At 71.4% G+C, this 22,938-nt stretch carries 21 protein-coding genes; 16 read left to right on the top strand and 5 right to left on the bottom strand.

Going from position 1 to position 22,938, the window contains the following annotated elements; genetic code table 11:
• Nucleotides 1-84 precede the first annotated feature (84 nt).
• Both MTF69_RS24465 and MTF69_RS24460 read right to left on the bottom strand, forming a co-directional pair.
• The gene (locus MTF69_RS24465; RefSeq protein WP_243337847.1) at nt 85-579 is read right to left on the bottom strand and encodes a DUF3515 domain-containing protein; all 495 of its coding nucleotides are present in this window, start codon (nt 577-579) and stop codon (nt 85-87) included.
• 23 nt (nt 580-602) lie between these two features.
• Complete coding sequence (locus MTF69_RS24460) at nt 603-836, bottom strand: Lrp/AsnC ligand binding domain-containing protein (RefSeq protein WP_112450218.1); 234 nt, start codon at nt 834-836, stop codon at nt 603-605.
• 245 nt (nt 837-1,081) lie between these two features.
• Between MTF69_RS24460 and MTF69_RS24455 the strand changes: the two genes are divergently transcribed.
• Together MTF69_RS24455 and thiD are read left to right on the top strand one after the other, a co-directional pair.
• Nucleotides 1,082-2,065 (top strand): thiamine-phosphate kinase, encoded by a 984-nt coding sequence (locus tag MTF69_RS24455; protein ID WP_243337724.1) that lies wholly within the window; start codon nt 1,082-1,084, stop codon nt 2,063-2,065.
• Complete coding sequence (gene thiD, locus MTF69_RS24450) at nt 2,062-2,901, top strand: bifunctional hydroxymethylpyrimidine kinase/phosphomethylpyrimidine kinase (protein WP_243337722.1); 840 nt, start codon at nt 2,062-2,064, stop codon at nt 2,899-2,901. Before MTF69_RS24455 ends, thiD begins: the two co-directional genes overlap by 4 nt.
• 167 nt (nt 2,902-3,068) lie before the next feature.
• Here thiD and rpmB read toward each other — a convergent pair whose 3' ends face one another.
• Entirely contained in the window at nt 3,069-3,254 is a 186-nt protein-coding gene (rpmB, locus tag MTF69_RS24445; RefSeq protein WP_073911113.1) for a 50S ribosomal protein L28, read from the bottom strand.
• 243 nt (nt 3,255-3,497) lie between these two features.
• Here rpmB and MTF69_RS24440 point away from each other — a divergent pair, with 243 nt between their 5' ends.
• The 9 genes from MTF69_RS24440 (at nt 3,498) to mutM (ending at nt 13,656) form a co-directional block, all read left to right on the top strand.
• Nucleotides 3,498-5,156 carry a DAK2 domain-containing protein gene (locus MTF69_RS24440; RefSeq protein WP_243337721.1) on the top strand — a complete coding sequence of 553 codons (1,659 nt, stop codon included), beginning with the start codon at nt 3,498-3,500 and terminating at the stop codon, nt 5,154-5,156.
• Nucleotides 5,157-5,172: 16 nt separating this feature from the next.
• Nucleotides 5,173-8,430 (top strand): helicase-related protein, encoded by a 3,258-nt coding sequence (locus tag MTF69_RS24435; protein WP_243337718.1) that lies wholly within the window; start codon nt 5,173-5,175, stop codon nt 8,428-8,430.
• A 62-nt stretch (nt 8,431-8,492) separates the two neighbouring features.
• Nucleotides 8,493-9,071, top strand: a complete 579-nt coding sequence (gene rsmD / locus MTF69_RS24430) for a 16S rRNA (guanine(966)-N(2))-methyltransferase RsmD (RefSeq protein ID WP_243337717.1) — start codon at nt 8,493-8,495, stop codon at nt 9,069-9,071.
• A gap of 29 nt (nt 9,072-9,100) precedes the next feature.
• Nucleotides 9,101-9,580, top strand: coding sequence for a pantetheine-phosphate adenylyltransferase (gene coaD, locus MTF69_RS24425; protein ID WP_243337845.1), 480 nt, complete (start codon nt 9,101-9,103; stop codon nt 9,578-9,580).
• A 118-nt stretch (nt 9,581-9,698) separates the two neighbouring features.
• Nucleotides 9,699-10,739 carry a cell division initiation protein gene (locus MTF69_RS24420; protein WP_243337716.1) on the top strand — a complete coding sequence of 347 codons (1,041 nt, stop codon included), beginning with the start codon at nt 9,699-9,701 and terminating at the stop codon, nt 10,737-10,739.
• A gap of 133 nt (nt 10,740-10,872) precedes the next feature.
• Nucleotides 10,873-11,538 (top strand): DUF177 domain-containing protein, encoded by a 666-nt coding sequence (locus tag MTF69_RS24415; RefSeq protein ID WP_266904102.1) that lies wholly within the window; start codon nt 10,873-10,875, stop codon nt 11,536-11,538.
• Nucleotides 11,539-11,540: 2 nt separating this feature from the next.
• Nucleotides 11,541-11,714 carry a 50S ribosomal protein L32 gene (gene rpmF, locus MTF69_RS24410; protein ID WP_003965982.1) on the top strand — a complete coding sequence of 58 codons (174 nt, stop codon included), beginning with the start codon at nt 11,541-11,543 and terminating at the stop codon, nt 11,712-11,714.
• Nucleotides 11,715-11,733: 19 nt separating this feature from the next.
• Nucleotides 11,734-12,579 (top strand): ribonuclease III, encoded by an 846-nt coding sequence (gene rnc / locus MTF69_RS24405; protein ID WP_243337714.1) that lies wholly within the window; start codon nt 11,734-11,736, stop codon nt 12,577-12,579.
• Nucleotides 12,580-12,786: 207 nt separating this feature from the next.
• Nucleotides 12,787-13,656 carry a bifunctional DNA-formamidopyrimidine glycosylase/DNA-(apurinic or apyrimidinic site) lyase gene (gene mutM / locus MTF69_RS24400; protein WP_243337712.1) on the top strand — a complete coding sequence of 290 codons (870 nt, stop codon included), beginning with the start codon at nt 12,787-12,789 and terminating at the stop codon, nt 13,654-13,656.
• On the opposite strand, the gene MTF69_RS24395 is transcribed toward mutM, so the two are convergent.
• Nucleotides 13,629-14,069 (bottom strand): helix-turn-helix domain-containing protein, encoded by a 441-nt coding sequence (locus MTF69_RS24395; RefSeq protein ID WP_243337710.1) that lies wholly within the window; start codon nt 14,067-14,069, stop codon nt 13,629-13,631. The two genes, mutM and MTF69_RS24395, sit on opposite strands and share 28 nt — an antisense overlap.
• A 131-nt stretch (nt 14,070-14,200) precedes the next feature.
• Between MTF69_RS24395 and MTF69_RS24390 the strand changes: the two genes are divergently transcribed.
• Nucleotides 14,201-14,806, top strand: a complete 606-nt coding sequence (locus tag MTF69_RS24390) for a flavodoxin family protein (RefSeq protein WP_243337708.1) — start codon at nt 14,201-14,203, stop codon at nt 14,804-14,806.
• Nucleotides 14,807-14,942: 136 nt separating this feature from the next.
• On the opposite strand, the gene MTF69_RS24385 is transcribed toward MTF69_RS24390, so the two are convergent.
• Nucleotides 14,943-15,806 carry a CAP domain-containing protein gene (locus MTF69_RS24385; RefSeq protein ID WP_243337706.1) on the bottom strand — a complete coding sequence of 288 codons (864 nt, stop codon included), beginning with the start codon at nt 15,804-15,806 and terminating at the stop codon, nt 14,943-14,945.
• Nucleotides 15,807-15,967: 161 nt separating this feature from the next.
• Between MTF69_RS24385 and MTF69_RS24380 the strand changes: the two genes are divergently transcribed.
• From MTF69_RS24380 to MTF69_RS24365, 4 genes are all read left to right on the top strand, one after another.
• Entirely contained in the window at nt 15,968-16,249 is a 282-nt protein-coding gene (locus MTF69_RS24380) for an acylphosphatase (RefSeq protein ID WP_243337703.1), read from the top strand.
• A 366-nt stretch (nt 16,250-16,615) separates the two neighbouring features.
• Nucleotides 16,616-16,831: a hypothetical protein gene (locus MTF69_RS24375; RefSeq protein WP_030227372.1), complete on the top strand. Its 216-nt coding sequence runs from the start codon at nt 16,616-16,618 to the stop codon at nt 16,829-16,831.
• 228 nt (nt 16,832-17,059) lie between these two features.
• Nucleotides 17,060-21,211, top strand: coding sequence for an AAA family ATPase (locus tag MTF69_RS24370; protein WP_243337701.1), 4,152 nt, complete (start codon nt 17,060-17,062; stop codon nt 21,209-21,211).
• 263 nt (nt 21,212-21,474) lie between these two features.
• Nucleotides 21,475-22,911, top strand: coding sequence for a sugar porter family MFS transporter (locus MTF69_RS24365; protein WP_243337699.1), 1,437 nt, complete (start codon nt 21,475-21,477; stop codon nt 22,909-22,911).
• Nucleotides 22,912-22,938: the final 27 nt, after the last annotated feature.

Genomic DNA, 22,938 nt, shown 5'->3' with positions numbered 1-22,938 from the left:
CCGCCGCCCCTCGCAGGAGGAGGGCGGCGGGCGGTCCTCGTCCGCACGGGCGGGGCCGGGAGGGGCCGAGAGGGGCCGGGCGGGTCAGGAAGACGAGATGCCCACCGGAACGGTCTCGGCGATCGCGGCGGACAGGCCCACCAGCATCCCCGCATCCGTGGCATGCTCCTTGTCGACCAGGACCTCCGTGTACGCCACCCGCAGCCCGGTGGTGAACCGGACCCCGCCGTCGTCCAGCCGCTCCACGAGCCAGCCGACACCGTTCACCTCGATGCCGTCCTGCTTCGGATCCAGCATCTTCACGGGCCTGCCGACACCGCACCGCAGTACGATCGCCGAGCCGCCCCACGCGGCGGTCAGGTCGGACTCCGGTACGGCCTGGGCACGGTCCAGCCGCGCCACCGTCTGGGGGAGCTTCTTGTGCAGCGCCGCACAGGGACCCGCGACATCGGCGGGCGGAGCGGACGGCGGTTCCACCCGCGCCTCGGACTCACCCGGGGAACACCCCGCGAGGGCCGCCGAGGCGGCCAGCGCGGTCAGTGCGGCGAGCAGAGAGAAGGGCCGGCGGTGTCGTGACATCACCGGCCAAGAGTAGACGGGGGCTACAGATGGACGACCGGGCAGGTCAAGGTGCGGGTGATCCCCTCCACCTGCTGGACCTTGGCCACGACCATGCGGCCGAGATCGTCCACGGTGTCGGCCTGGGCGCGCACGATCACGTCGTACGGGCCGGTCACGTCCTCGGCCTGGATCACCCCCGCGATCTGCGCGATGGACTCGGCGACGAACGACGCCTTGCCCACCTCGGTCTGGATGAGGATGTACGCCTGTACCACGGAACCTCCAGGGCGGCCACGAGGATCATTTCCCCTACCCTTCGGGTGGGCCCGGGGATGACGGGTGGGCCCGGGGAAGAAGGGACGCCACGGTACCGCGTCGCCGAGCGCCGCGGGGAGACCCGCGGGTCCGGCCGCGCGCAGGGCGGGGCGTACGGAGAGCAGAAGTTGACGTATCTGTTGACGGTACCCAGAGCTGTGACGGCTCGCGACCGCAAGCGGACTGGGCAAGAAGGGGCACAGCGATGAAGGGCACTGTGGGCGAGCTGGGGGAGTTCGGGCTCATTCGGGAGCTCACCTCACGGCTCACCACCACCCCGGCGGTCCGGGTCGGACCGGGCGACGACGCCGCGGTGGTGTCGGCCCCCGACCGGCGGGTCGTGGCGAGCACGGACATCCTGCTGGAGGGCAGGCACTTCCGGCGCGACTGGTCCACGGCCTACGACGTCGGCCGCAAGGCCGCCGCGCAGAACCTCGCCGACATCGCCGCCATGGGCGCGGTGCCGACCGCGCTGCTCCTCGGCCTGGTCGTCCCGGCCGAGCTGCCGGCCACCTGGCCCACCGAGCTGATGGACGGCATCCGCGACGAATGCCAGGTCGCCGGCGCGGCCGTGGTCGGCGGCGACGTGGTCCGCGGCGATGTCATCACCGTGGCCATCACCGCGCTGGGCGACCTGCGCAACCACGAACCCGTGCTGCGCTCCGGCGCCCAGCCCGGCGACGTCGTGGCCGTGACCGGCTGGCTCGGCTGGTCCGCGGCCGGCTTCGCGGTGCTCTCGCGCGGCTTCCGCTCGCCGCGGGCCTTCGTCGAAGCCCACCGCCGCCCCGAGCCGCCGTACCACGCGGGCCCCGCGGCCGCCGGTCTCGGCGCCACCGCCATGACCGACGTCAGCGACGGCCTGATCGCGGACCTCGGACACATCGCCGAGGCCAGCAAGGTACGGATCGACCTGCGCTCGGCGGCCGTCGACATCCCGACTCAGATGCACGACATCGGGCAGGCCGTCGGCGTGGACCCGCTCCAGTGGGTCCTCACCGGGGGAGAGGACCACGCGATCGTCGCCACCTTCCCGCCGGACGTGAAGCTCCCGGCCCGCTGGAAGGTCATCGGCGAGGTCCAGAACCGCTCCGCGCTGCCCCAGGTGACCGTCGACGGCGCACCCTGGGCCTCCACCGGCGGCTGGGACCACTTCGGCGGCGACACGGCCGCGGAGGACACCCCGCGATGAGCGGATCCCCCATGGCCGCTCGCCCGCGCATGGCCCGCCCGCACCCGCCGCTGTGTCTGACCGTCGCCGGATCCGATTCCGGCGGCGGCGCGGGCATCCAGGCCGACCTGAAGACGATGCTGGCGCTCGGGGTCCACGGGATGAGCGTGGTGACCGCTGTGACCGCGCAGAACTCGCTGGGCGTCAAAGGCGTCTGGGAACTGCCCGCGGAGGCCGTCAAGGGCCAGTACAGGGCCGTGGTGGACGACATCGGCGTCCAGGCCGTGAAGACGGGGATGCTGTCGTCCGCCGCCCTCGTGGAGGCCGTGGCCGAGTTGCTCGCCGCGACCGCCGCCCCGGCCGTCGTGGACCCGGTCGGCGTCTCCAAGCACGGGGACGCGCTCCTCGCCGCCACCGCGCTGGACGCCGTACGGCACGAACTGCTGCCCCGGGCCACCGTGGCCACGCCGAACCTGGACGAGGTGACCCAGCTCACCGGAGTCGTCGTGGAGACCGAGGACGACATGCGCCGGGCCGCCGACGCGGTCCTCGCGTACGGGCCCGCATGGGCGCTGATCAAGGGCGGCCACCTCGCCGCCCACGGGAACGAGGCGGTGGACCTCCTGACGGACGGCTCAGACGAACTCTGGCTGCGGGCCCCGCGCCACGACAACCGGCACACCCACGGCACCGGCTGCACGCTCGCCAGCGCGATCGCCGCGGGCCTGGCCAAAGGCCGGACCGTCCCGGAGGCCGTCACCGGGGCCAAGGAGTACGTCACCGGCGCCATCGCCGCCGGGTTCGCGCTGGGCGGGGGCATCGGACCGGTGGACCACGCGTGGCAGTGGCGCTGCTGAACCGTCTGCACTGAAATGCCTGTAGGGCCTGCTCCACCCCGAGGTTTCACGGGGTGGAGCAGGCCCTACAGGTTTGATCATGTTCGATCAGGCAAAGCAAGAGGCCGGTCCACCAGGTGGACCGGCCTTCTCAGCAACCGGAAAGGGCTGCGCTACGACGGAAGGCGTCAGCGCGAGACCTTGCCGGCCTTGATGCACGAGGTGCAGGCGTTGAGGCGCTTCGGCGTCCCATTGACCACGGCACGGACACGCTGGATGTTCGGGTTCCAGCGACGCGAGGTGCGGCGGTGCGAGTGGGAAATGCTGTTGCCGAAGCTCGGCCCCTTGGCGCAAACGTCGCAGTTGGCAGCCACAGGTCACTCCAAAGACTTCAGATGCACTTACAGTGAATCCCGGCGCACCGGTATCAGGGATCTGAAGTGGTTTGCCGGGGGGAATGGCCCGACTCTCATCGGGCAACCGGAGCAGCATACAACGACTGCCTCGGTCCAAGAAAACTACCATGTCCACGGCCGCCCCCGCCCCGGGGTCCCGCCGGCCCGGCAGTCCTTCGTTACCCTGCGGTGAACCCTGGCCCGCACAAGGAGGAACGCCCGGTGGCGCACCAGCCTCAGCCGTACCCCCTGAACGCCGAAGCGGTACGCACCTGGAGCTCGCTGGCCCTGGCCGCACTGGGCCGGGCCCGCGAGGACATCGACGCGATCAACGTCTTTCCCGTCGCCGACGCGGACACCGGCACCAACCTCTACCTGACCGCCGAATCGGCCGACCGCGAGCTCGCGGACCTCCTCGCCGCAGTGACGGACGGCACAGCCGCGCCCTCCCTCCCCGAGGCCGTACGGGCCTTCGCGCACGGCGCCCTGATAGGCGCCCGGGGCAACTCCGGGACGATCCTCGCGCAGCTGCTGCGCGGAGTGGCCGACGTACTCGGCGACGAGCCCGCCGACCGTGATCCCGCCGACCGTGATCCCGCGCGGCTGCTCGCGCAGGCGCTGACCCGGGCCGCCGAGGAGGCGTACCGGGCCGTCGCGCACCCGGTGGAGGGCACCATGCTCACCGTCGCCGCCGCCGCCGCCCGGGCCGCCGAGGCCGCGGCCAGGGCCGCCGGGACCGCTGGCGACGTGGCCGGGGCCGCCTACGACGGAGCCCGCGCGGCCCTCGCCGAAACCCCGGGGCAACTGGCCGTGCTGGGGCGGGCCGGGGTGGTCGACGCCGGGGGCTGCGGACTCGTCGCCGTACTCGGGGCCCTGTGGCAGACGCTGTCCGGGAGGGAGCCGGCCCCCGAACCGGTACGCGGCCGGGCCGTGCCCGTAACGGGACCGCAGGAGCCCTGCGCCGAGGAGCACGGCGGACCCGCCTACGAGGTGATCTACCTGCTGGAGGCCGCCGAGACCGAGGTCGACCGGCTGCGCACCCGGCTCGACGCCCTCGGCGACTCCCTGGTGGTGGTCGGCGGCGACGGGCTGTGGAACGTCCACGTCCACGTCGACGACCCCGGCGCGGCCGTGGAGGCCGGGGTGGTCGCCGGGCGGCCGTACCGGATCCGCATCACGCACTTCGGCGACGAACGCCGCCGGGCCCGCGGCGAGCGCTCCCAGCGCGCGGTCGTCGCCGTGGTCCAGGGCGAGGGGCTGGCCGGACTGTGCGGAGAGGCGGGCGCCACCACCGTCCTCGCCCGGCCCGGGGAGCCGCCGGCCGTCGCCGAACTGGCCGACGCCATCCGCGAGGCGCACGCCCGCGAGGTCGTCCTGCTCCCCAACGGCGCCGAACTGCGGGCGGTCGCGGCGGCCGCCGCCCAGCAGGCGCGCGCCGAAGGCGTACGGGTCGCCGTGATCCCCACCCGCTCCGAGGTCCAGGGCCTGGCCGCGCTCGCCGTGCACGACCCGGACGGCACCTTCGACGAGGACGTGGTCGCCATGACGGCGGCCGCCGGAGCCACCCGCTACGGCGAACTCGCCGTCGCCGAACGCCAGTCCTTCACCTCGGCCGGCATCTGCCAGGCCGGCGACGTGCTCGGGCTCATCGACGGCGACGTGGCCGTCATCGGCACCGGCCTGGCCGAAACCGCCGAGGCCGTCCTGGCCCGCATGCTCGGATCCGGCGGCGAACTCGTCACCCTGGTCCTGGGCCCCGAGGTGCCGGACGCGCTGGCCGAGCGCCTGGAGGCGTACGTCCAGCACGGCCACCTCGCCGTCGACACCGTCACCTACCAGGGCGGCCGCTGGTCCGCGCCGCTGCTCATCGGGGTGGAATAGCCGGGTTGTCGGCGTCATGGTGTGCAATGAACACGTGCCCGCGCTCGACGAAGACCTCAAGAAGACCCTCGGCCCCGCCACCGCCAAGGTGCTGGCCGAGCAGCTCGGCCTGCACACGGCCCTGGACCTGCTCCACCACTACCCCCGGCGGTACGCGGAGCGCGGCGAGCTGACCTCGCTGGCCGAACTCGCCGACCAGATCGACGAACACGTCACGGTGGTCGCGCAGGTCGCCGACGCACGCCTGCTGACGTACCAGGGCAGCCGGGGCGGCGGAAAGCGCCTCGAAGTCACCATCACCGACGGCAGCGGACGCCTCCAGCTCGTCTTCTTCGGGTCGGGCGTCCACAAACCACACAAGGAACTGCTGCCCGGCAGCCGCGCGATGTTCGCGGGCAAGGTCGGGATGTTCAACCACAAGCTCCAGCTCGCCCACCCCGCCTACGAGCCGCTCGGCGCGGACGCCTCCGACCGGGACGCGGCCACCGCCTTCGCGAGCCAGCTCATCCCGATCTACCCGGCCTGCGCGAAGCTGGAGTCCTGGAAGATCGCCAAGTGCGTGGACGCGGTGCTCCCCAGGGCCCAGGAGGTCGTCGACCCGCTGCCCGGCGCCCTGCGCGAGGACCGCGGGCTGGTCCCGCTCACCGAAGCCCTGCTGAAGATCCACCGCCCGGTCACCAAGGCAGACATCGAGGACGCCCGCGGGCGCCTGAAGTGGGACGAGGCCTTCGTCCTCCAGGTCGCCCTGGCCCGCCGCCGGCACGCCGACTCCCAGCTCCCGGCCGTACCCCGCCGCCCCACCCCCGGCGGCCTCCTCGAATCCTTCGACGCCAAGCTGCCCTTCACCCTGACCGAAGGCCAGCGAGGCGTCTCGAAGGAGATCTTCGACGACCTCGCCACCGAGCACCCCATGCACCGCCTCCTCCAGGGCGAAGTGGGCTCGGGCAAGGCTCAGCCGCTCGACGCCCAAGTCCTGACACCCACGGGGTTCCGGCCGATGGGCCGGATCGAGGTCGGGGACGAGGTGGTGGTGCCGACCGGCGAGATCGCCGTCGTCGGAGGCGTCTTCCCGCAGGGGGAGCGCGAGGTGTGGCGGGTGGTGCTCTCGGACGGCAGCGCGGTCGAGTGCGACGACGAACACTTGTGGATCGTCGGCACCAGCTGTGGATGGGACCGGGGCCAGGAACCCAAGGTGATGACCACGCGGGAGATCCGTTCGGACCTGCACGAGGCCAATGGATCTTCCAAGTGGTACCTGCCGGTAGCCGTACCCGTGGACCTCACGAGCGGCGACGTCCCACCACTTGATCCGTACCTGATGGGTGTACTCCTCGGTGACGGGTCGTTCCGGCATGACCTGCGGCTGTCCACCGCGGACGCGGAGATCCTGGACGCGGTCGCGGCGGAGGTGGCGCCGGACTGCGAGATGGCCGTCGTTCCCGGATCCCGGTGCGACTACACGATCCGGATGAGCGGGCCGAAGGGCGGCGCCCGACGCAATCCCGTCATCCAGGCGCTTCGAGACCTCGGACTGTGGGGTCTGACCTCCCACCACACGTTCGTCCCGGACGTCTACAAGAACGCACCGGTCAAGGAACGCCTGGCGGTCCTTCAAGGCCTCATGGACACGGACGGGACGCTTCACGCGGACGGCATGAGCATGTCGTTCTGCTCTGCCTCGCGCCGACTGGCGCAGGACGTGGCCTGGCTCGTGCGGTCTCTCGGCGGACGTGCCCGGGTGCTGCCCGAAGAGGCGGCCTTCAACGTCTCAGTCGCCCTGCCCGAGGAGTTCGAGCCGTTCAGGCTGTCGCGCAAGGCGGCACGCATGCGACCGAGGCCGGAGTACAACACTTTCCGGCGCGGTATCCGGGCGGTGGAGCACGTTGGCGCCAAGCCTGTCCAGTGCATCAGCGTCGAGCATCCGAGCCATGCCTACGTGACCGACAACTTCACCGTCACGCACAACACGATGGTCGCGCTGCGGGCCATGCTCGCCGTCGTCGACTCCGGCGGGCAGGCCGCCATGCTCGCCCCGACCGAGGTGCTCGCGCAGCAGCACCACCGGTCCATCACCGAGATGATGGGCGAGCTCGCCGAGGGCGGCATGCTCGGCGGCTCCGACCGGGGCACCAAAGTGGTGCTGCTCACCGGCTCGATGGGGATGCCCGCGCGGCGCCAGGCGCTGCTCGACCTGATCACCGGCGAGGCCGGGCTCGTGATCGGCACGCACGCCCTGATCGAGGACAAGGTGCAGTTCCACGACCTCGGTCTGGTCGTCGTCGACGAGCAGCACCGATTCGGCGTGGAACAGCGCGACGCCCTGCGCTCGAAGGGCAAGCAGCCCCCGCACCTGCTCGTCATGACCGCCACCCCGATCCCGCGCACGGTCGCCATGACCGTCTTCGGTGATCTGGAGACCTCCGTACTGGACCAGCTCCCCGCCGGCCGCTCCCCGATCGCCACCCACGTGGTGCCCGCCAAGGACAAGCCGCACTTCCTCGCCCGGGCCTGGGAACGGGTCCGCGAGGAAGTGGAGAACGGCCACCAAGCGTACGTGGTCTGCCCGCGCATCGGCGACGGGGAGGACGAGAACGGCAAGAGTGCCAAGGGGGCCAAGGGCGCCAAGAAGAAGGCGGCGGCCGAGGAGGACGGCGACAAGCGGCCCCCGCTCGCGGTGCTGGAGATCGCCGAGCAGCTCACCCGGGGGCCCCTCGCCGGCTTGTCCGTCGAGGTGCTGCACGGGCGGATGGACCCCGCCGACAAGGACGACGTGATGCGCCGCTTCACCGCGGGCGAGGTCAAGGTGCTCGTCGCCACCACCGTCATCGAGGTCGGCGTGAACGTCCCGAACTCCACCGTCATGGTGATCATGGACGCGGACCGCTTCGGCGTCTCCCAGCTCCACCAGCTCCGCGGCCGCGTCGGCCGCGGCTCCGCCCCGGGCCTCTGCCTGCTGGTCAGCGAGATGCACGAGGCCAGCCCCGCCCGCGCCCGGCTCGCGGCCGTCGCCGCCACCCTGGACGGCTTCGAGCTCTCCCGCATCGACCTGGAGCAGCGCCGCGAGGGCGACGTGCTCGGCCAGGCCCAGTCCGGCGTGCGCTCCTCGCTGCGGATGCTCGCCGTCATCGAGGACGAGGAGGTCATCACCCAGGCCCGGGAGGAGGCCACCCGCGTGGTCGCCGCCGACCCCGAGCTCACGGAGCTGCCGGGCCTGCGGACCGCCCTGGACGCCCTGCTGGACACCGAGCGCGAGCAGTACCTGGAGAAGGGGTGACGGGCACGACCTATCGTTGAAGGCCTGCACCACCCTCCGCCCCGCTCACCGAAGGACCCCAGATGACCCGCGTGATCGCCGGAAGCGCCGGCGGGCGACGCCTCGCCGTACCGCCCGGCACCGGCACCCGCCCCACCTCGGACCGGATGCGCGAGGGCCTCTTCTCCACCTGGGAGTCGCTGCACGGAGTCGAGGGAGCCCGCGTCCTCGACCTCTACGCCGGTTCCGGCGCAGTCGGCCTGGAGGCGCTCTCCCGCGGCGCGGGCCACGCGCTGCTGGTCGAGCCCGACGCCAAGGCCGCCAAGGCGATCCGGGACAACATCACGTCGGTGGGCCTGCCCGGCGCCGAATTCCGGGTCGGCCGGGCCGAGCAGATCGCGGCCGGCGCCGCGCACGGGGACCCGTACGACGTGGTCTTCCTGGACCCGCCGTACGAGGTCGAGCACTCCGACCTGTGCGAGATCCTCCTCACACTCCGGTCCAATGGCTGGCTCACCGACGACGCGCTCGTCACCGTGGAGCGCAGGACCCGCAGCGGGGCCTTCCCGTGGCCGGAGGGCTTCGAGCCGCTGCGCTCCAGGAAGTACGGCGAGGGCACCCTTTGGTACGGTCGCGCCGCCTCCATCAGCGAAGAGTCATGAAGCCCGCACCCGGGAACGAGGGAATGCAGTTGCGCCGCGCCGTCTGTCCGGGGTCGTTCGACCCCATCACCAACGGACACCTCGACATCATCGGCAGGGCCTCGCGGCTCTACGACGTGGTCCACGTCGCCGTGATGATCAACCAGTCCAAGCAGGGGCTCTTCACCGTCGAGGAGCGGATCGAGCTGATCCGCGAGGCGACCGCCGGCTACGGCAACATCGTGGTCGAGTCCTTCCACGGGCTCCTCGTCGACTTCTGCAAGCAGCGGGAGATCCCGGCCATCGTCAAGGGCCTGCGCGCCGTCAGCGACTTCGACTACGAGCTGCAGATGGCCCAGATGAACATGGGCCTGTCGGGCGTCGAGACGCTCTTCGTCCCGACCAACCCCACCTACAGCTTCCTGTCCTCCTCCCTGGTCAAGGAAGTGGCGGCCTGGGGCGGCGACGTGGCCCACCTGCTGCCCGCACACGTGCACGCCGCCCTGCTGGAGCGCCTGCCCAGGCGCTGACCCCGGCCGCCGGCACCCCCTGACCCGGCATCAGCCGGTGTCGGCTCCCGGGCCGGTGGCCTTACAGTCGTCCCGTCCGTCTCGGGAACCGCCCGGGGCCGAGAGAGTGCGAGCACCCATGGACGTGCAGAAGAAGCTCGACGAGATCGTCGCGGCCGTCGGCAGCGCCCGGTCCATGCCCATGTCGGCCTCGTGCGTGATCAACCGCGCCGAGCTGCTCGCCCTGCTCGAAGAGGTGCGGGGCGCCCTGCCGGGCTCGCTCGCACAGGCCCAGGAGCTCATCGGCGGCCGGGAGCAGATGGTGGAGGAGGCCCGCCGCGAGGCCGACCGGATCATCGAGTCGGCGCACGCCCAGCGCGGTTCTCTGATCTCCGACACCGAGGTCGCGCGGCGCTCCCAGGACGAGGCGGACCGGATCCTGGCGGAGGCCCGCCGGGAGGCGGACGAGGTCAAGGCCGAGGCCGACGACTACGTCGACAGCAAGCTCGCGAACTTCGAGGTCGTGCTCACCAAGACCATCGGCTCGGTGGACCGGGGCCGCGAGAAGCTGCTGGGCCGGGGGGCCGGGCTCGACGAGCAGGGCTACCCCGACGCCGAGGCGCCCGAGCGCAGCCACGACCCCGAGACGCAGCGGCAGCAGGCCGACGCGTACGTGGACACCAAGCTGGCCACCTTCGAAGCGGTGCTCTCCAAGACCCTGGAGGCCGTCGGCCGGGGCCGGCAGAAGCTCCTCGGCCGCGTGGCCACCGACGACCTCGGCGCGCACATGGCCGCCCAGGACGCGGCGGGGCACCAGCAGTCGCGCTCCTCGAGCGACGCGGACTTCCTGGCGGGCCTGGCCGAGCCGCAGGCGCCGCTGATCCCCGCGCAGGCGCAGGCCCAGCCCGAGCCGCAGCCGGCGTACGACGCCTATGCCTACCAGCAGCCGGTCCAGCAGGACGCCTACGCGTACCAGGACCCGTACGGCGGCTACCAGCAGGTCCAGCAGCAGCCCGACCCCTACGCGGTCTCGTATGAGCAGCAGCAGCCCGACCCGTACGGCGGCTACCAGCAGCAGCAGCCCGTACAGGACCAGCAGGTGGCGCTCGACGAGACCAGCTTCTTCGACACGAGCATGATCAATCTGGACCAGCTGCGCCAGTACGAACAGGGCCGCTGAGCTCGCCGCGAACCTGGATTGGGCTCAGAGCGAAGCGGCGGGTATCCTGGCTCTTCGGTCGCGCGTATGCACCGCGATCCATGCTGCCCTTGAGTGGCGGAAATCTTGATCTTCAGCAGTCTCCAGTGATTTTGTGAAAGCGGGAACAGCCCTGAACACCCACCTCGACCACCGCAACCCCCTCGTGTTCGACACGCACGAGCTGGGTCGGCGTCCTGGTGCCATGCTGCGGCTGTCCCGCGAGATCGCGGCGCCGGCGGACCTCGGTCTCGCCGGTGTCATCGGAGTGCCGGAAGGCAGCCGGCTGAACCTCAAGCTCCGCCTGGAGTCGGTCATGGAAGGGGTGCTTGTCACAGGCACCGCCCGTGGCTCGGCAACCGGGGAATGCGTAAGGTGTCTGGAGGCCGTCGAGTGTGAGCTCAAGGCGGACTTCCAGGAGATGTTCTCGTACCCTGACGCCGACGACCGGATCCGCTCCAAGGCGGAGCCGGCCGACGACGCCGAGGACGACGAGGACACGCTCTTTCTCGAGGACGGTTTGTTCGACCTCGAATCCGTGCTGCGCGATGTGGTGGTGCTCGCACTGCCGCTGCAGCCGGTGTGCCGGGAGGACTGTCTCGGACTGTGCCCCGATTGCGGGCTCAGCCTGAACGACGACCCGGACCACCACCATGACGCCGTCGACATCCGTTGGGCGGCATTGCAGGGACTCGTCACCGATCAGGGCGTCGAGAAGGACAATATGAGCGGCACTGCCTCCGACGGAGTTCAGAGCGCCGCCGAGAAGCAGGAGAAGTAGCCGTGGCTGTTCCGAAGCGGAAGATGTCGCGCAGCAACACGCGCCACCGCCGGTCGCAGTGGAAGGCTGCGGTCCCCACCCTGGTTTCGTGTGAGCGTTGCCAGGAGCCGAAGCTCCAGCACATTGCGTGCCCGAGCTGCGGCACCTACAACAAGCGCCAGGTCCTCGAGGTCTGAGCGGCTGGTGAGAGGCGCAATGTCTGAGCTGTCCAACGCTGAGAAGCAGGCAGTCAGTAACAACGCGGCCTCGTCCCACGTGCTTCTGGAAGGGCGGCTCGGGTATCGACTCGAGTCCGCCCTTCTGGTGCGTGCGCTGACCCACCGCTCGTACGCGTACGAGAACGGCGGTCTGCCCACCAACGAACGGCTGGAGTTCCTCGGGGACTCCGTGCTGGGCCTGGTGGTCACGGACACGCTGTACACGACCCACCCCGACCTGCCGGAAGGCCAACTGGCCAAACTGCGGGCCGCGGTAGTCAACTCGCGTGCACTGGCGGAGGTCAGCCGCGGCCTCCAACTCGGCTCCTTCATCCGGCTCGGCCGGGGCGAAGAGGGCACGGGTGGCCGGGACAAGGCCTCCATCCTCGCCGACACCCTTGAAGCGGTGATCGGCGCGGTCTACCTCGATCAGGGCCTCGACGCGGCCTCGGAGCTGGTTCACCGGCTCTTCGACCCGCTCATCGAGAAGTCCTCGAACCTCGGTGCCGGCCTGGACTGGAAGACCAGTCTCCAGGAGCTCACGGCCGCCAAGGGTCTGGGCGTGCCGGAATACCTGGTCACCGAGACCGGCCCGGACCACGAGAAGACCTTCACCGCCGCCGCGCGCGTCGGTGGAATCTCTTACGGCTCCGGCGTCGGACGCAGCAAGAAGGAAGCGGAACAGCAGGCGGCCGAGTCTGCGTGGCGCGGTATCAGTACCGCGGCGACTTCCGTGGACGGCGCGGCTCAGGCCGAGGTCCAGGCTCCGGCCGTGACCGGGGCCCCGGCTCCGGCCGAGGACGACGGGGCGACGACCCCCGCCGATCCGACGTCGAACGCCTGACCCGTTCTTCCGGGAACTCCCCGCCCCGCCACCTGCTCCGGCAGGCGGCGGGGCGGACCCGTTGTATCCAGCCTCGCCGGCGATCGAGGCGCGGGGGTCTGGGGGCGGAGCCCCCGGTTTCGGGAAGGGGCGGGGAGGGGAAAGGCCCCGCAGGGCAGGCCGGTAGGCTCACCATAAGAGCCGATCCGCACCCTTCCGGAGGAACCCGTGCCCGAGCTGCCCGAAGTAGAAGTGGTGCGGCGCGGGCTGGAACGCTGGGTGGCCGGGCGGACCGTCACGGCCGTCGAGGTCCTGCACCCGCGCGCCGTACGCCGGCACGAGGGCGGCGGCGCCGATTTCGCGGCGCGGCTCACGGGGGCGACCTTCGGGGTGCCCAGGCGGCGCGGCAAGTACCTGTGGCTGCCGCTGGAGGAGCGTGAGCACTCCGTGCTCGGGCACCTCGGGATGAGCGGGCAGCTCCTCGTACAGCCCGAAGGGGCCCCCGACGAGAAGCACCTGCGCATCCGGGTGCGCTTCGGGGACGGTGCCGGGACCGAGCTGCGCTTCGTCGACCAGCGGACCTTCGGCGGACTGTCGCTCCACCCCTGCGTCCCCGACAGTGCGGAGGGCCTGCCCGACGTCATCGCGCACATCGCGAGGGACCCCCTGGACCCGCTCTTCGACGAGGGGGCCTACCACCTGGCGCTGCGCGCCAAGCGCACCACGGTGAAGCGGGCGCTGCTCGACCAGTCGCTGATCAGCGGGGTCGGCAACATCTACGCGGACGAATCGCTCTGGCGCGCCAAGCTGCACTACGAGCGCCCCACGGCCACGCTCACGCGCCCCCGGAGCGCGGAACTCCTCGGCCATGTCCGGGACGTCATGAACGAGGCCCTGGCCGTCGGCGGCACCAGCTTCGACAGCCTCTACGTCAACGTCAACGGCGAGTCCGGCTACTTCGACCGCTCCCTCGACGCCTACGGGCGGGAGGACGAGCCCTGCCGGCGCTGCGGCACTCCGATGCGGCGCCGTCCCTGGATGAACCGGTCGAGCTACTTCTGCCCGCGCTGTCAGCGGCCTTCGCGCGTGGCATCGTAGGCGGACCTGGAGGAGAGTACGGCGGGCATGCTGTCCTCCAGGAGTCCTATGAGCGCGTCCACGCGCTCCGCGACCGCCGCGCCGAACGGGGTCAGCTCGTAGTCGACCCGGGGCGGGTTGGTCGGCTGGGCCTCCCGGTTGACGATGCCGTCGCGCTCCAGTGCGTGCAGGGTCTGGGAGAGCATTTTCTCGCTGATGCCGTCCACGCGGCGGCGGAGCTCGTTGAAACGGCACGGCCCCTTGGACAGGGCACCGACCGTGAGGCTGCCCCAGCGGCCCGTGACGTGTTCCAGCGTCTCGCGGGACGGGCACGCACGAGCGAACACATCGAAGGCACCGATGGCACCGGAGGTATCGGAGCCCTGTTCGGGCGCGCCGTCGTCCCCGGCCTCGCCACACCCTGGAGTCTGCATGGATTTAGCGTACTACTACGCAGCGCAGTCCACTCGGCTTGCGCTTTCGAAAAGTTAGTGCTTTCCTCGGGGTAGTTACCGCGCCGCACAGCACCGTGACCCACCGCGGTGTTTTCCGAGGGAGATCCGTCTTGTCCGCAATCACCTACACCCCCGTCGTCTCGATCGCCTACCACTCCGGCTTCGGCCACACCGCCGTGATCGCCGAGGCCGTCAAGGCCGGCGCCCTCGACGCCGGTGCGATCGTGCACCTGATCAAGGTCGACGAGATCGACGACGCGCAGTGGGAGCTCCTGACCGCGTCCGACGCGATCGTCTTCGGCGCTCCGACCTACATGGGCACCGCCTCCGGCGCCTTCCACGTCTTCGCCGAGGCCACCTCGAAGATCTGGTTCGCGGGCGGCTGGCAGGACAAGGTCGCCGCGGGCTTCACCAACTCCGGCTCCAAGTCCGGCGACAAGGGAAACACCCTCGACTACTTCCAGACGCTGGCCTCGCAGCACGGCATGAGCTGGGTCAACCTGGGCCTGAAGCCGGGCTGGAACTCCAGCACCGGCTCCGAGAACGACCTCAACCGCCTCGGCTTCTTCGACGGCGCCGCCGCGCAGTCCAACAGTGACCAGGGTGCCGAGTTCGTCCACAAGGCCGACATCGCCACCGCCGAGCACCTCGGCGGCCGCGTCACCGAGCAGACCCGTGTCCTGCTCGCCGGGCGCGCCGCCCTGGCGTCGGTCTGACGGGCTGACGTACGGCCCCGGTGCCGGGCGCTGCCCGCCCGGCCGGGGCGCCTGCGGGGTACGGAGAAACGGGCGGGGGCACGGTCACGCGCGGCGATATCCGCCGCGCGTGACCGTGCCCCCGCCCGTTTCGCTGTTAGAAGCCGAAGTCCTGGGTCCACCAGGGGCCGCCGGCGGCGTTGTGCACGCCGACGCCCAGGGTGCGGAACTCGCAGTTGAGGATGTTCGCCTTGTGGCCCGGGCTGTTCATCCAGGCCTTCATCACGGCCCCCGCGTCACCCTGCCCGCGGGCGATGTTCTCGCCGCCCATCCCCGATATGCCGGCCTTGGTGGCGCGGTCCCAGGGGGTGTTGCCGTCGGGGTCGGTGTGGTCGAAGAAGCCCCGGACGGCCATGTCCTTGCTGAAGGCTCCGGCCAGCCCCGCCAGCGGCGGGTTCGCCCGGACCGGACCGCAGCCCGCCTGTGCGCGCTCCTGGTTCACCAGGGTGAGTACGGCACTCTCCTCGGCGGAGTGCCCGGCCGAGGTGGGCGGGGCCGCCGGGGCCGCGGGGGCGGAAGGCTTCGGCGCGGAGGGCTTCGGCTTCACCGGGGTCGGGGTGGGGCTCGCCTCCGGGGTCTTCGCCGGCTTCGTGGAGGTGGAGGGGGACGGGGAAGGGCTGGCCGACGGGGTCGGCGAGGCGGAGGGAGTGGGAGTGGGGGAGGAGGAAGGGGTGCTCGCTCCCGCGGAAGCCCGGCCGGAGAGGTTGGCGAGGCCGCCCTGCTGCGCCAGCGCGCTCTCGGGGCTCGGCGAGGCCTGGGTCTTGGCGTCCGCGGTCTTCGCGTCGGAGCCCGCGGCCGTGACCCCTACGTAGGGGAAGGAGGAGCCGACCGGGACGACGCCCGTGGTGACGGCAGCCGTGCCGAGGACCACGGCCACGGATGCGCCGAGCAGACCGCCTCGCAGGGCGGCGCGGCGCTTGGCACCGGGGCGCGGCGCGGCGTGGAGTCGGTGGCGTCCCATCGCGGCTCACCTTCCTGGGGTTTGAGATCAGCACTGCGGGATCAGCACTGCAAGATCAACCTTTACTCACCCAAATGGGTGAGCTCGTTGCTGCGCGACTGTACGCCATGGCGATAGGGGGTGAGGTGACCCGGAATTGTTTGCCCGGTTAGCGTTCAGGCATGAATGAAGACGTGCGGATGACCGCCTGGGTGCGCGGCCGTGTACAGGGAGTGGGCTTCCGCTGGTTCACCAGGGCCAACGCCATGGAGATCGGCGGACTGACCGGCTTCGCGCTCAACCTGGACGACGGGCGAGTACAGGTGGTGGCCGAAGGTCAACGTGAGAATTGCCACCGGCTCCTGGAGTGGCTGCACGGCGCCGACACGCCCGGGAAGGTGGACGGGGTGACGGAGATCTGGGGCACACCGCGCGGCGGCTACGACGGGTTCGCGATCCGGTGAGCGATCGACTGATCATGTACTGAACACATCGCCGGATGGTCCGCATGCGGTCGGAACTGCGCATTCATCGCCGACGCGTTGCCGCCGCGGCGGATTCGTGGAAGGCTCGGAGACGAGGATGATCTCCACGCCCCTTGCGGGGCCCGGGATGCCCGCCGATACGGGGCGTGATCGTGTTGACCGTCAAACTTTTTGGTGAGACGCTGGAAGCCCCGCGCACCTGAGCTGTTTGGCAGTGCTGGCAGTACACAGTGTCAGCCAAAGATCGATGCAGTGACTGACAGTCGCTGCCGGACATCCGCGGGTGCGATTCCCTCACGACCCACACCGCTTCGGTCGGTCACTCAGTGTGGAGGACCATCCATCATGGCAAAGGCGCTTCTCGGTTACGTCGGCGGTTCCGACCCGCGACTCCTCGCCGAGATGCGACGGCTTCAGCAGCGCGTCCAGGACCTCGAGTCCGAGCTCGGACGAATCCAGTCCGAAAACGACGCTCTGAACGCGGCCGCCGCACAGCACGGAGACTCGTTGCTTGACAGCATCGACCTCGACGTACCCCAGGCGGAGCCTGCGCTCACCTGATCCGCGCTCCCTCGTCGCTCGATCAACGGAACCGCATGATCTGCAAGGGACGCTTCGGCGTCCCTTCTTTCTTTCCGCTCTTCCCTTCTCTGCTTTCCTTCCGCCTTTCCCACCTCGGACAAGGCCGCCGGGCGGCGTTGCGCCAGGTGGGGGGCCCATTCCTTTAACGTCTGATGTGCCCTGCACCTTCATGGGCGAAACCGAACGTGAAAGGTAGAGTCCGGCGGCGTGCACCTCAAGTCCCTGACCCTGCGTGGCTTCAAATCCTTCGCCTCCGCGACCACCCTGCGCTTCGAGCCGGGCATCACCTGTGTCGTGGGCCCCAACGGCTCCGGCAAGTCCAATGTGGTGGACGCGCTCTCCTGGGTCATGGGCGAACAAGGGGCGAAGTCCCTGCGCGGCGGGAAGATGGAAGACGTCATCTTCGCCGGCACCACCGGCCGCCCGCCGCTGGGCCGCGCCGAGGTCTCGCTCACCATCGACAACTCCGACGGCGCGCTGCCCATCGAGTACGCCGAGGTCACCATCACGCGGATCATGTTCCGCGGCGGCAGCAGCGAGTACCAGATCAACGGCGACACCTGCCGCCTCCTCGACATCCAGGAACTGCTCTCCGACTCCGGCATCGGCCGCGAGATGCACGTCATCGTCGGACAGGGCCAGCTGGACTCCGTACTGCACGCCGATCCGATGGGCCGCCGCGCCTTCATCGAGGAGGCGGCCGGGGTGCTCAAGCACCGCAAGCGCAAGGAGAAGGCGCTGCGGAAGCTGGACGCGATGCAGGCCAATCTCGCGCGCGTGCAGGACCTGGGCAACGAGCTGCAGCGGCAGCTGAAGCCCCTGGGACGGCAGGCGGCCGTGGCCCGGCGGGCAGCCGTGATCCAGGCTGACCTGCGGGACGCACGGCTGCGGCTGCTCGCCGACGACCTCGTGACGCTGAAGGGTGCGCTCGACGCGGAGATCGCGGACGAGGCGGCGCTGAAGGAACGCAAGGACGCGGCCGAGGCGCAGCTCGCGGCGGCCGTGCGGCGGGAGTCCGAACTCGAGGAGGCCGTACGCGAACTCGCGCCACGGCTCCAGCGGGCGCAGCAGACCTGGTACGAGCTGTCCCAGCTCGCCGAGCGGGTGCGCGGGACGGTGTCGCTGGCGGACGCCCGGGTCACCTCCGCTTCGGCGCCGGCCGAGGACGAGCGGCGGGGCCGCGACCCGGAGGAGATGGAGAAGGAGGCCGCACGGATCCGCGAGCAGGAGGCGGAGCTGACGGCCGCACAGGAAGCGGCCGCGCGGGCACTGGAGGACACCGTCGCCCACCGGGCCGACCTGGAGCGTTCGCTGGCCGACGAGGAACGGCGGCTACGGGACGTGGCGCGGGCCATCGCCGACCGGCGCGAGGCGCTGGCGCGGCTGACGGGCCGGCTCGGCGCGGCCCGCTCCCGCGCGGGCGCGGCCCAGGCGGAGATCGACCGGCTGGTCGTGGCGCGGGACGGGGCGCGGGCGCGGGCGGAGGAGGCGCGCGAGGAGTACGAGGCGCTGGCGGAGGAAGTCGGGGAGGAGTCCCCGGGGGCGGGTGAGGGCGCTGCCGGCTCCGGACCGGGGGAGTACGAGGAGGCTCGGGCCGAGCTGGCGGCGGCGGAGGCCGGACTCGGGGAGACCCGGGACGCGCTGGCGGCGGCGGAGCGTTCGCGGGCGGCGGTGTCGGCGCGACGGGACGCCCTGGCGATGGGGCTGCGCCGCAAGGACGGCACGGCGGAGCTGCTCGCGGCGCGGCTGGAGGGGTTGCTCGGGCCTGCGGCGCAGCGGCTGTCCGTGACCCCGGGGTACGAGGTCGCGGTGGCGGCGGCGCTGGGTGCGGCGGCGGACGCGGTGGCCGTCACGTCGACGGCGGCGGCGGCCGGAGCGATCCGGTACTTGCGGGAGGGCGATGCGGGCAGGGCCGCGTTCCTGATCACTCCGGGGGCGGTGGCCTCCGCCTCCGCCTCCGGCGGTGTGGTGGCGGGGGCCGGGGTCCCGGGCCAGGCGGTGGCCTCCGGCGGGTTGGTGGCTGGGACCGGAGTCCCGGGCCAGGCCCAGGTGCCCGCAGCGGGTCCGGCCCCGGCTGCTCCGGATTTGGATTCGGATTCGACTCCGGGAAGCGGTGTTGGCCTCGCGGGCCTGGAGCAGGTTTCCGGGGCCGGGGCTGCCGACGGGGTCGCGGCGGGGGCGGTTTTCCCCCACCCCGCCCCTTCCCGAAACTGGGGCTCCGCCCCAGACCCCGCGCCTCAAACGCCGGCGGGGCTGAGTGTGCCTGGGCCGGCGGTTTCCGGGGCGGGGCTGAGTGCGCCGGGTCCGGCGGTTTCCGCGGCGGGGCCGAGTGTGCCTGGGGCGGCGGGTTCTGGGGCGGGGCTGAGTGCGCCGGGTCCGGTGGCTTCTTCGGTGGGGCTGAGTGCGCCTGCGCCGGCGGTTTCTGCGGTGGGGCTGAGTGCGCCTGCGCCGGCGGTTTCTGCGGTGGGGCTGAGTGCGCCTGCGCCGGTGGTTTCTGGGGTGGGGCCGAGTGTGCCTGGGGTGGCGGTTTTTGCGGGTGGCGTGGTCGGTGGGGCTCGGGAGGTGGCGGTTGCCGCCGGGGGGCTCGTGCGGGGGGACGCCGAGGTGGTGCGGGCCGTGGCGTGGGTGTTGCGGGACTTCGTGGTGGTCGGGGGGCTCGATGAGGCCGAGGCGCTGGTGGCCGCGCGGCCCGAGCTGGTGGCCGTGACCGCCGACGGGGACGTGCTCGGGGCGCACCTCGCGCACGGCGGGTCCGCCGGGGTGCCGAGCCTGATCGAGGTGCAGGCCGCCGTCGACGAGGCCGCGGCGGAGCTGGCCCGGCTGGACGGCCGGTGTCTGGTGCTGGCGGGCGAGAAGGCGGCCGCGGATGCGCGCCGGGTGGTGGCCGGGGCCCGGGTCGAGGAGCTCGGGGAGCTCCGGCGGGCCGTCGAGCGGGCCCGGGCCGGGGTCGCGCAGCAGCTCGGGCGGCTCGCCGGGCAGGCGAAGGGGGCACTGGGCGAAGCCGAGCGCGCCGCCGCGGCCGCAGCCACGGCGCAGGACGCGCTGGAGCAGGCGCTGGCCGACGTAGAGGAGTGCGCGGAACGGCTCGCCGTTGCCGAGGAGATGCCTGCGGAAGAGGAGCCGGACACCTCGCGCAGGGACCGGCTCGCGGCCGACGGGGCGAACGCGCGGCAGACCGAGATGGAGGCCCGGCTGCAGCTCAGGACCCATGAGGAGCGGGTCAAGGGGCTCGCGGGCCGCGCCGATTCCCTCGACCGCGGGGCCAGGGCCGAGCGGGAGGCCCGTGCCCGGGCCGAGCGCCGCCGGGAACGGCTGCGGTACGAGGCGCAGGTGGCCGCGGCCGTCGCCGCCGGAGCCCGCCAGCTGCTCGCACACATCGAGGTGTCGCTGACCCGCGCCGTCGGGGAGCGCACCTCGGCCGAGTACGCGAAGGGCGTGCGGGAGCGCGAGCTCGACGAGGCCCGGGGCCTGGGCCGCGGCCTGAAGGGCGAGCTCGACAAGCTCACGGACTCCGTGCACCGCGGCGAGGTGCTCGGCGCCGAGAAGCGCATGCGGATCGAGCAGGTGGAGAGCCGTGCGCTGGAGGAGTTCGGGATGGCGGCCCAGGGGCTCGTCGCCGAGTACGGGCCGGACCAGCCGGTGCCGCCGAGCCCGTCGACGGACGGGGAGGCCCGGGACGCTGCGGCGGGGGATGCCGGTCCGGAGCCCTTCGTGCGCGCCCGGCAGGAGAAGCGGCTGAAGGCGGCCGAGCGGGCCTACCAGCAGCTCGGCAAGGTCAACCCGCTGGCGCTGGAGGAGTTCGCGGCGTTGGAGGAGCGGCACAAGTTCCTGAGCGAGCAGCTGGAGGACCTGCGTAAGACCAGAGCCGACCTCCTTCAGGTCGTGAAGGAGGTCGACGAGCGGGTCGAGCAGGTCTTCACGGAGGCCTACCGGGATACGGCCCGTCAGTTCGAGGGTGTCTTCTCGCGGCTGTTCCCCGGCGGCGAGGGCCGGCTGATCCTGACGGATCCGGACAACATGCTCACCACCGGCGTCGACGTCGAGGCCCGGCCGCCGGGCAAGAAGGTCAAGCGGCTGTCGCTGCTCTCGGGCGGCGAGCGCTCGCTGACCGCCGTGGCCCTGCTGGTGTCCATCTTCAAGGCGCGGCCCAGCCCGTTCTACGTGATGGACGAGGTGGAGGCCGCGCTCGACGACACCAACCTCCAGCGGCTGATCCGGATCATGGAGGAGCTGCAGGAGAGCTCACAGCTGATCGTGATCACGCACCAGAAGCGGACGATGGAGGTCGCCGACGCGCTCTACGGGGTCTCGATGCAGGGCGACGGGGTATCGAAGGTCATCAGCCAGCGGCTCCGGTGAAATCCCCGATGGTGTCCCGGTGGCGTCCAGGGTGACACGCGTCAGCCGCGATTCTTTCAAGAAATGAACCTCAAGTCCCGCTCAGTTCCCGTCGATGGCGGCGAGATACCCACCCACCCCTCCTCTTGACTTCAAGAAATGAACACATAGGCTCGCTCCCGCCGTATCCCTTCGGGTGGTGCCCGATCTTGACCTGTGCGCCACTGGAAGGAATTACGCCCACCCGCCCGTCCCCGCAGCCGGGCAGCACGCAGGAGCAGACCTTGACGAGCAGCAGCACAGCGCGGGGCTCGGCCTCGGGCGGCGCCCCGGCATCGCGGCCCGACCACCTCGGGCACGTCATCTTCATCACCGCGGCCGCCGCCATGGGTGGATTCCTCTTCGGCTACGACAGCTCCGTCATCAACGGCGCGGTCGTCGCGATCCGGGACCGCTTCGACGTAGGGCCCGCCACCCTCGCCCAGGTGATCGCCGCCGCTCTGATCGGCTGCGCGCTGGGCGCCGCCACCGCCGGCCGCATCGCCGACCGGATCGGCCGCATCCGCTGCATGCAGATCGCGGCCGTGCTCTTCACCGCCAGCGCCATCGGCTCGGCCCTGCCCTTCGCGCTCTGGGACCTGGCGGTGTGGCGGATCATCGGCGGCTTCGGCATCGGCATGGCCTCGGTCATCGGCCCGGCCTACATCGCCGAGGTCTCCCCGCCCGCGTACCGCGGCCGGCTCGCCTCCTTCCAGCAGGCCGCGATCGTCATCGGCATCGCCATCTCCCAGCTCGTCAACTGGGGGATCCTCAACCTCGCGGGCGGCGACCAGCGCGGCGAGATCGGCGGCCTGGAAGCCTGGCAGTGGATGCTCGGCGTGATGGTGGTCCCGGCCGTGCTCTACGGGCTGATGTCCTTCGTGATCCCGGAATCCCCGCGCTTCCTGATCTCCGTCGGCCGCAACGCCGAGGCGCGCAAGGTGCTCGCCGAGGTCGAGGGCGAGCACATCGACCTCGACGGCCGCGTCGCGGACATCGAGCACGCCATGCGCTCCGAGCACAAGTCCACCTTCAAGGACCTGCTCGGCGGGAAGAGGGGCTTCCTGCCCATCGTCTGGATCGGCATCGGCCTGTCGGTCTTCCAGCAGCTCGTCGGCATCAACGTGATCTTCTACTACAGCTCCTCGCTGTGGCAGTCGGTCGGCATCGACCCGAGCGCCTCGTTCCTGTACTCCTTCGAGACCTCGGTCGTGAACATCATCGGCACGGTGATCGCGATGATCTTCGTGGACCGGATCGGCCGCAAGCCGCTCGCCCTCATCGGCTCCGTCGGCATGGCGATCTCGCTGGGCCTCGCCGCCTGGGCCTTCTCGTACAAGTCCGGCGCGGGCGACGACATCGCGCTGCCGCACGCCCAGGGCATCGTGGCCCTGGTCGCGGCCAACTGCTTCGTCCTCTTCTTCGCGCTGTCCTGGGGCGTGGTCGTCTGGGTGCTGCTCGGGGAGATGTTCCCCGGCCGCATCCGCGCCGCCGCCCTCGGCGTGGCCGCCGCCGCCCAGTGGATCGCCAACTGGGTCATCACGGTGTCGTTCCCGTCCCTGTCGGACTGGAACCTGTCCGGCGCCTACGTCATCTACACGGTCTTCGCCGTGCTCTCGATCCCGTTCATCCTCAAATGGGTGCCGGAGACCAAGGGCAAGGCGTTGGAGGAGATGGGCTGACCAACCCCGCCAACAGCCCCTCTCCTC

The sequence above is a fragment of the Streptomyces sp. AP-93 genome, assembly GCF_022808175.1.
GTDB lineage: Bacteria > Actinomycetota > Actinomycetes > Streptomycetales > Streptomycetaceae > Streptomyces.
Note: the sequence above shows the minus strand (reverse complement) of the source record. Positions and strands in the feature narration are given on the sequence as shown.

What these genes read in the sequence shown, in the direction of transcription:
- MTF69_RS24465 (WP_243337847.1), bottom strand. Translation starts at nt 579, where the DNA reads ATGTCACGACACCGCCGGCCCTTCTCTCTGCTCGCCGCACTGACCGCG.
- MTF69_RS24455 (WP_243337724.1), top strand. Translation starts at nt 1,082, where the DNA reads ATGAAGGGCACTGTGGGCGAGCTGGGGGAGTTCGGGCTCATTCGGGAG.
- thiD (WP_243337722.1), top strand. Translation starts at nt 2,062, where the DNA reads ATGAGCGGATCCCCCATGGCCGCTCGCCCGCGCATGGCCCGCCCGCAC.
- MTF69_RS24435 (WP_243337718.1), top strand. Translation starts at nt 5,173, where the DNA reads ATGGTGTGCAATGAACACGTGCCCGCGCTCGACGAAGACCTCAAGAAG.
- rsmD (WP_243337717.1), top strand. Translation starts at nt 8,493, where the DNA reads ATGACCCGCGTGATCGCCGGAAGCGCCGGCGGGCGACGCCTCGCCGTA.
- MTF69_RS24420 (WP_243337716.1), top strand. Translation starts at nt 9,699, where the DNA reads ATGGACGTGCAGAAGAAGCTCGACGAGATCGTCGCGGCCGTCGGCAGC.
- rnc (WP_243337714.1), top strand. Translation starts at nt 11,734, where the DNA reads ATGTCTGAGCTGTCCAACGCTGAGAAGCAGGCAGTCAGTAACAACGCG.
- MTF69_RS24395 (WP_243337710.1), bottom strand. Translation starts at nt 14,069, where the DNA reads ATGCAGACTCCAGGGTGTGGCGAGGCCGGGGACGACGGCGCGCCCGAA.
- MTF69_RS24385 (WP_243337706.1), bottom strand. Translation starts at nt 15,806, where the DNA reads ATGGGACGCCACCGACTCCACGCCGCGCCGCGCCCCGGTGCCAAGCGC.
- MTF69_RS24380 (WP_243337703.1), top strand. Translation starts at nt 15,968, where the DNA reads ATGAATGAAGACGTGCGGATGACCGCCTGGGTGCGCGGCCGTGTACAG.
- MTF69_RS24375 (WP_030227372.1), top strand. Translation starts at nt 16,616, where the DNA reads ATGGCAAAGGCGCTTCTCGGTTACGTCGGCGGTTCCGACCCGCGACTC.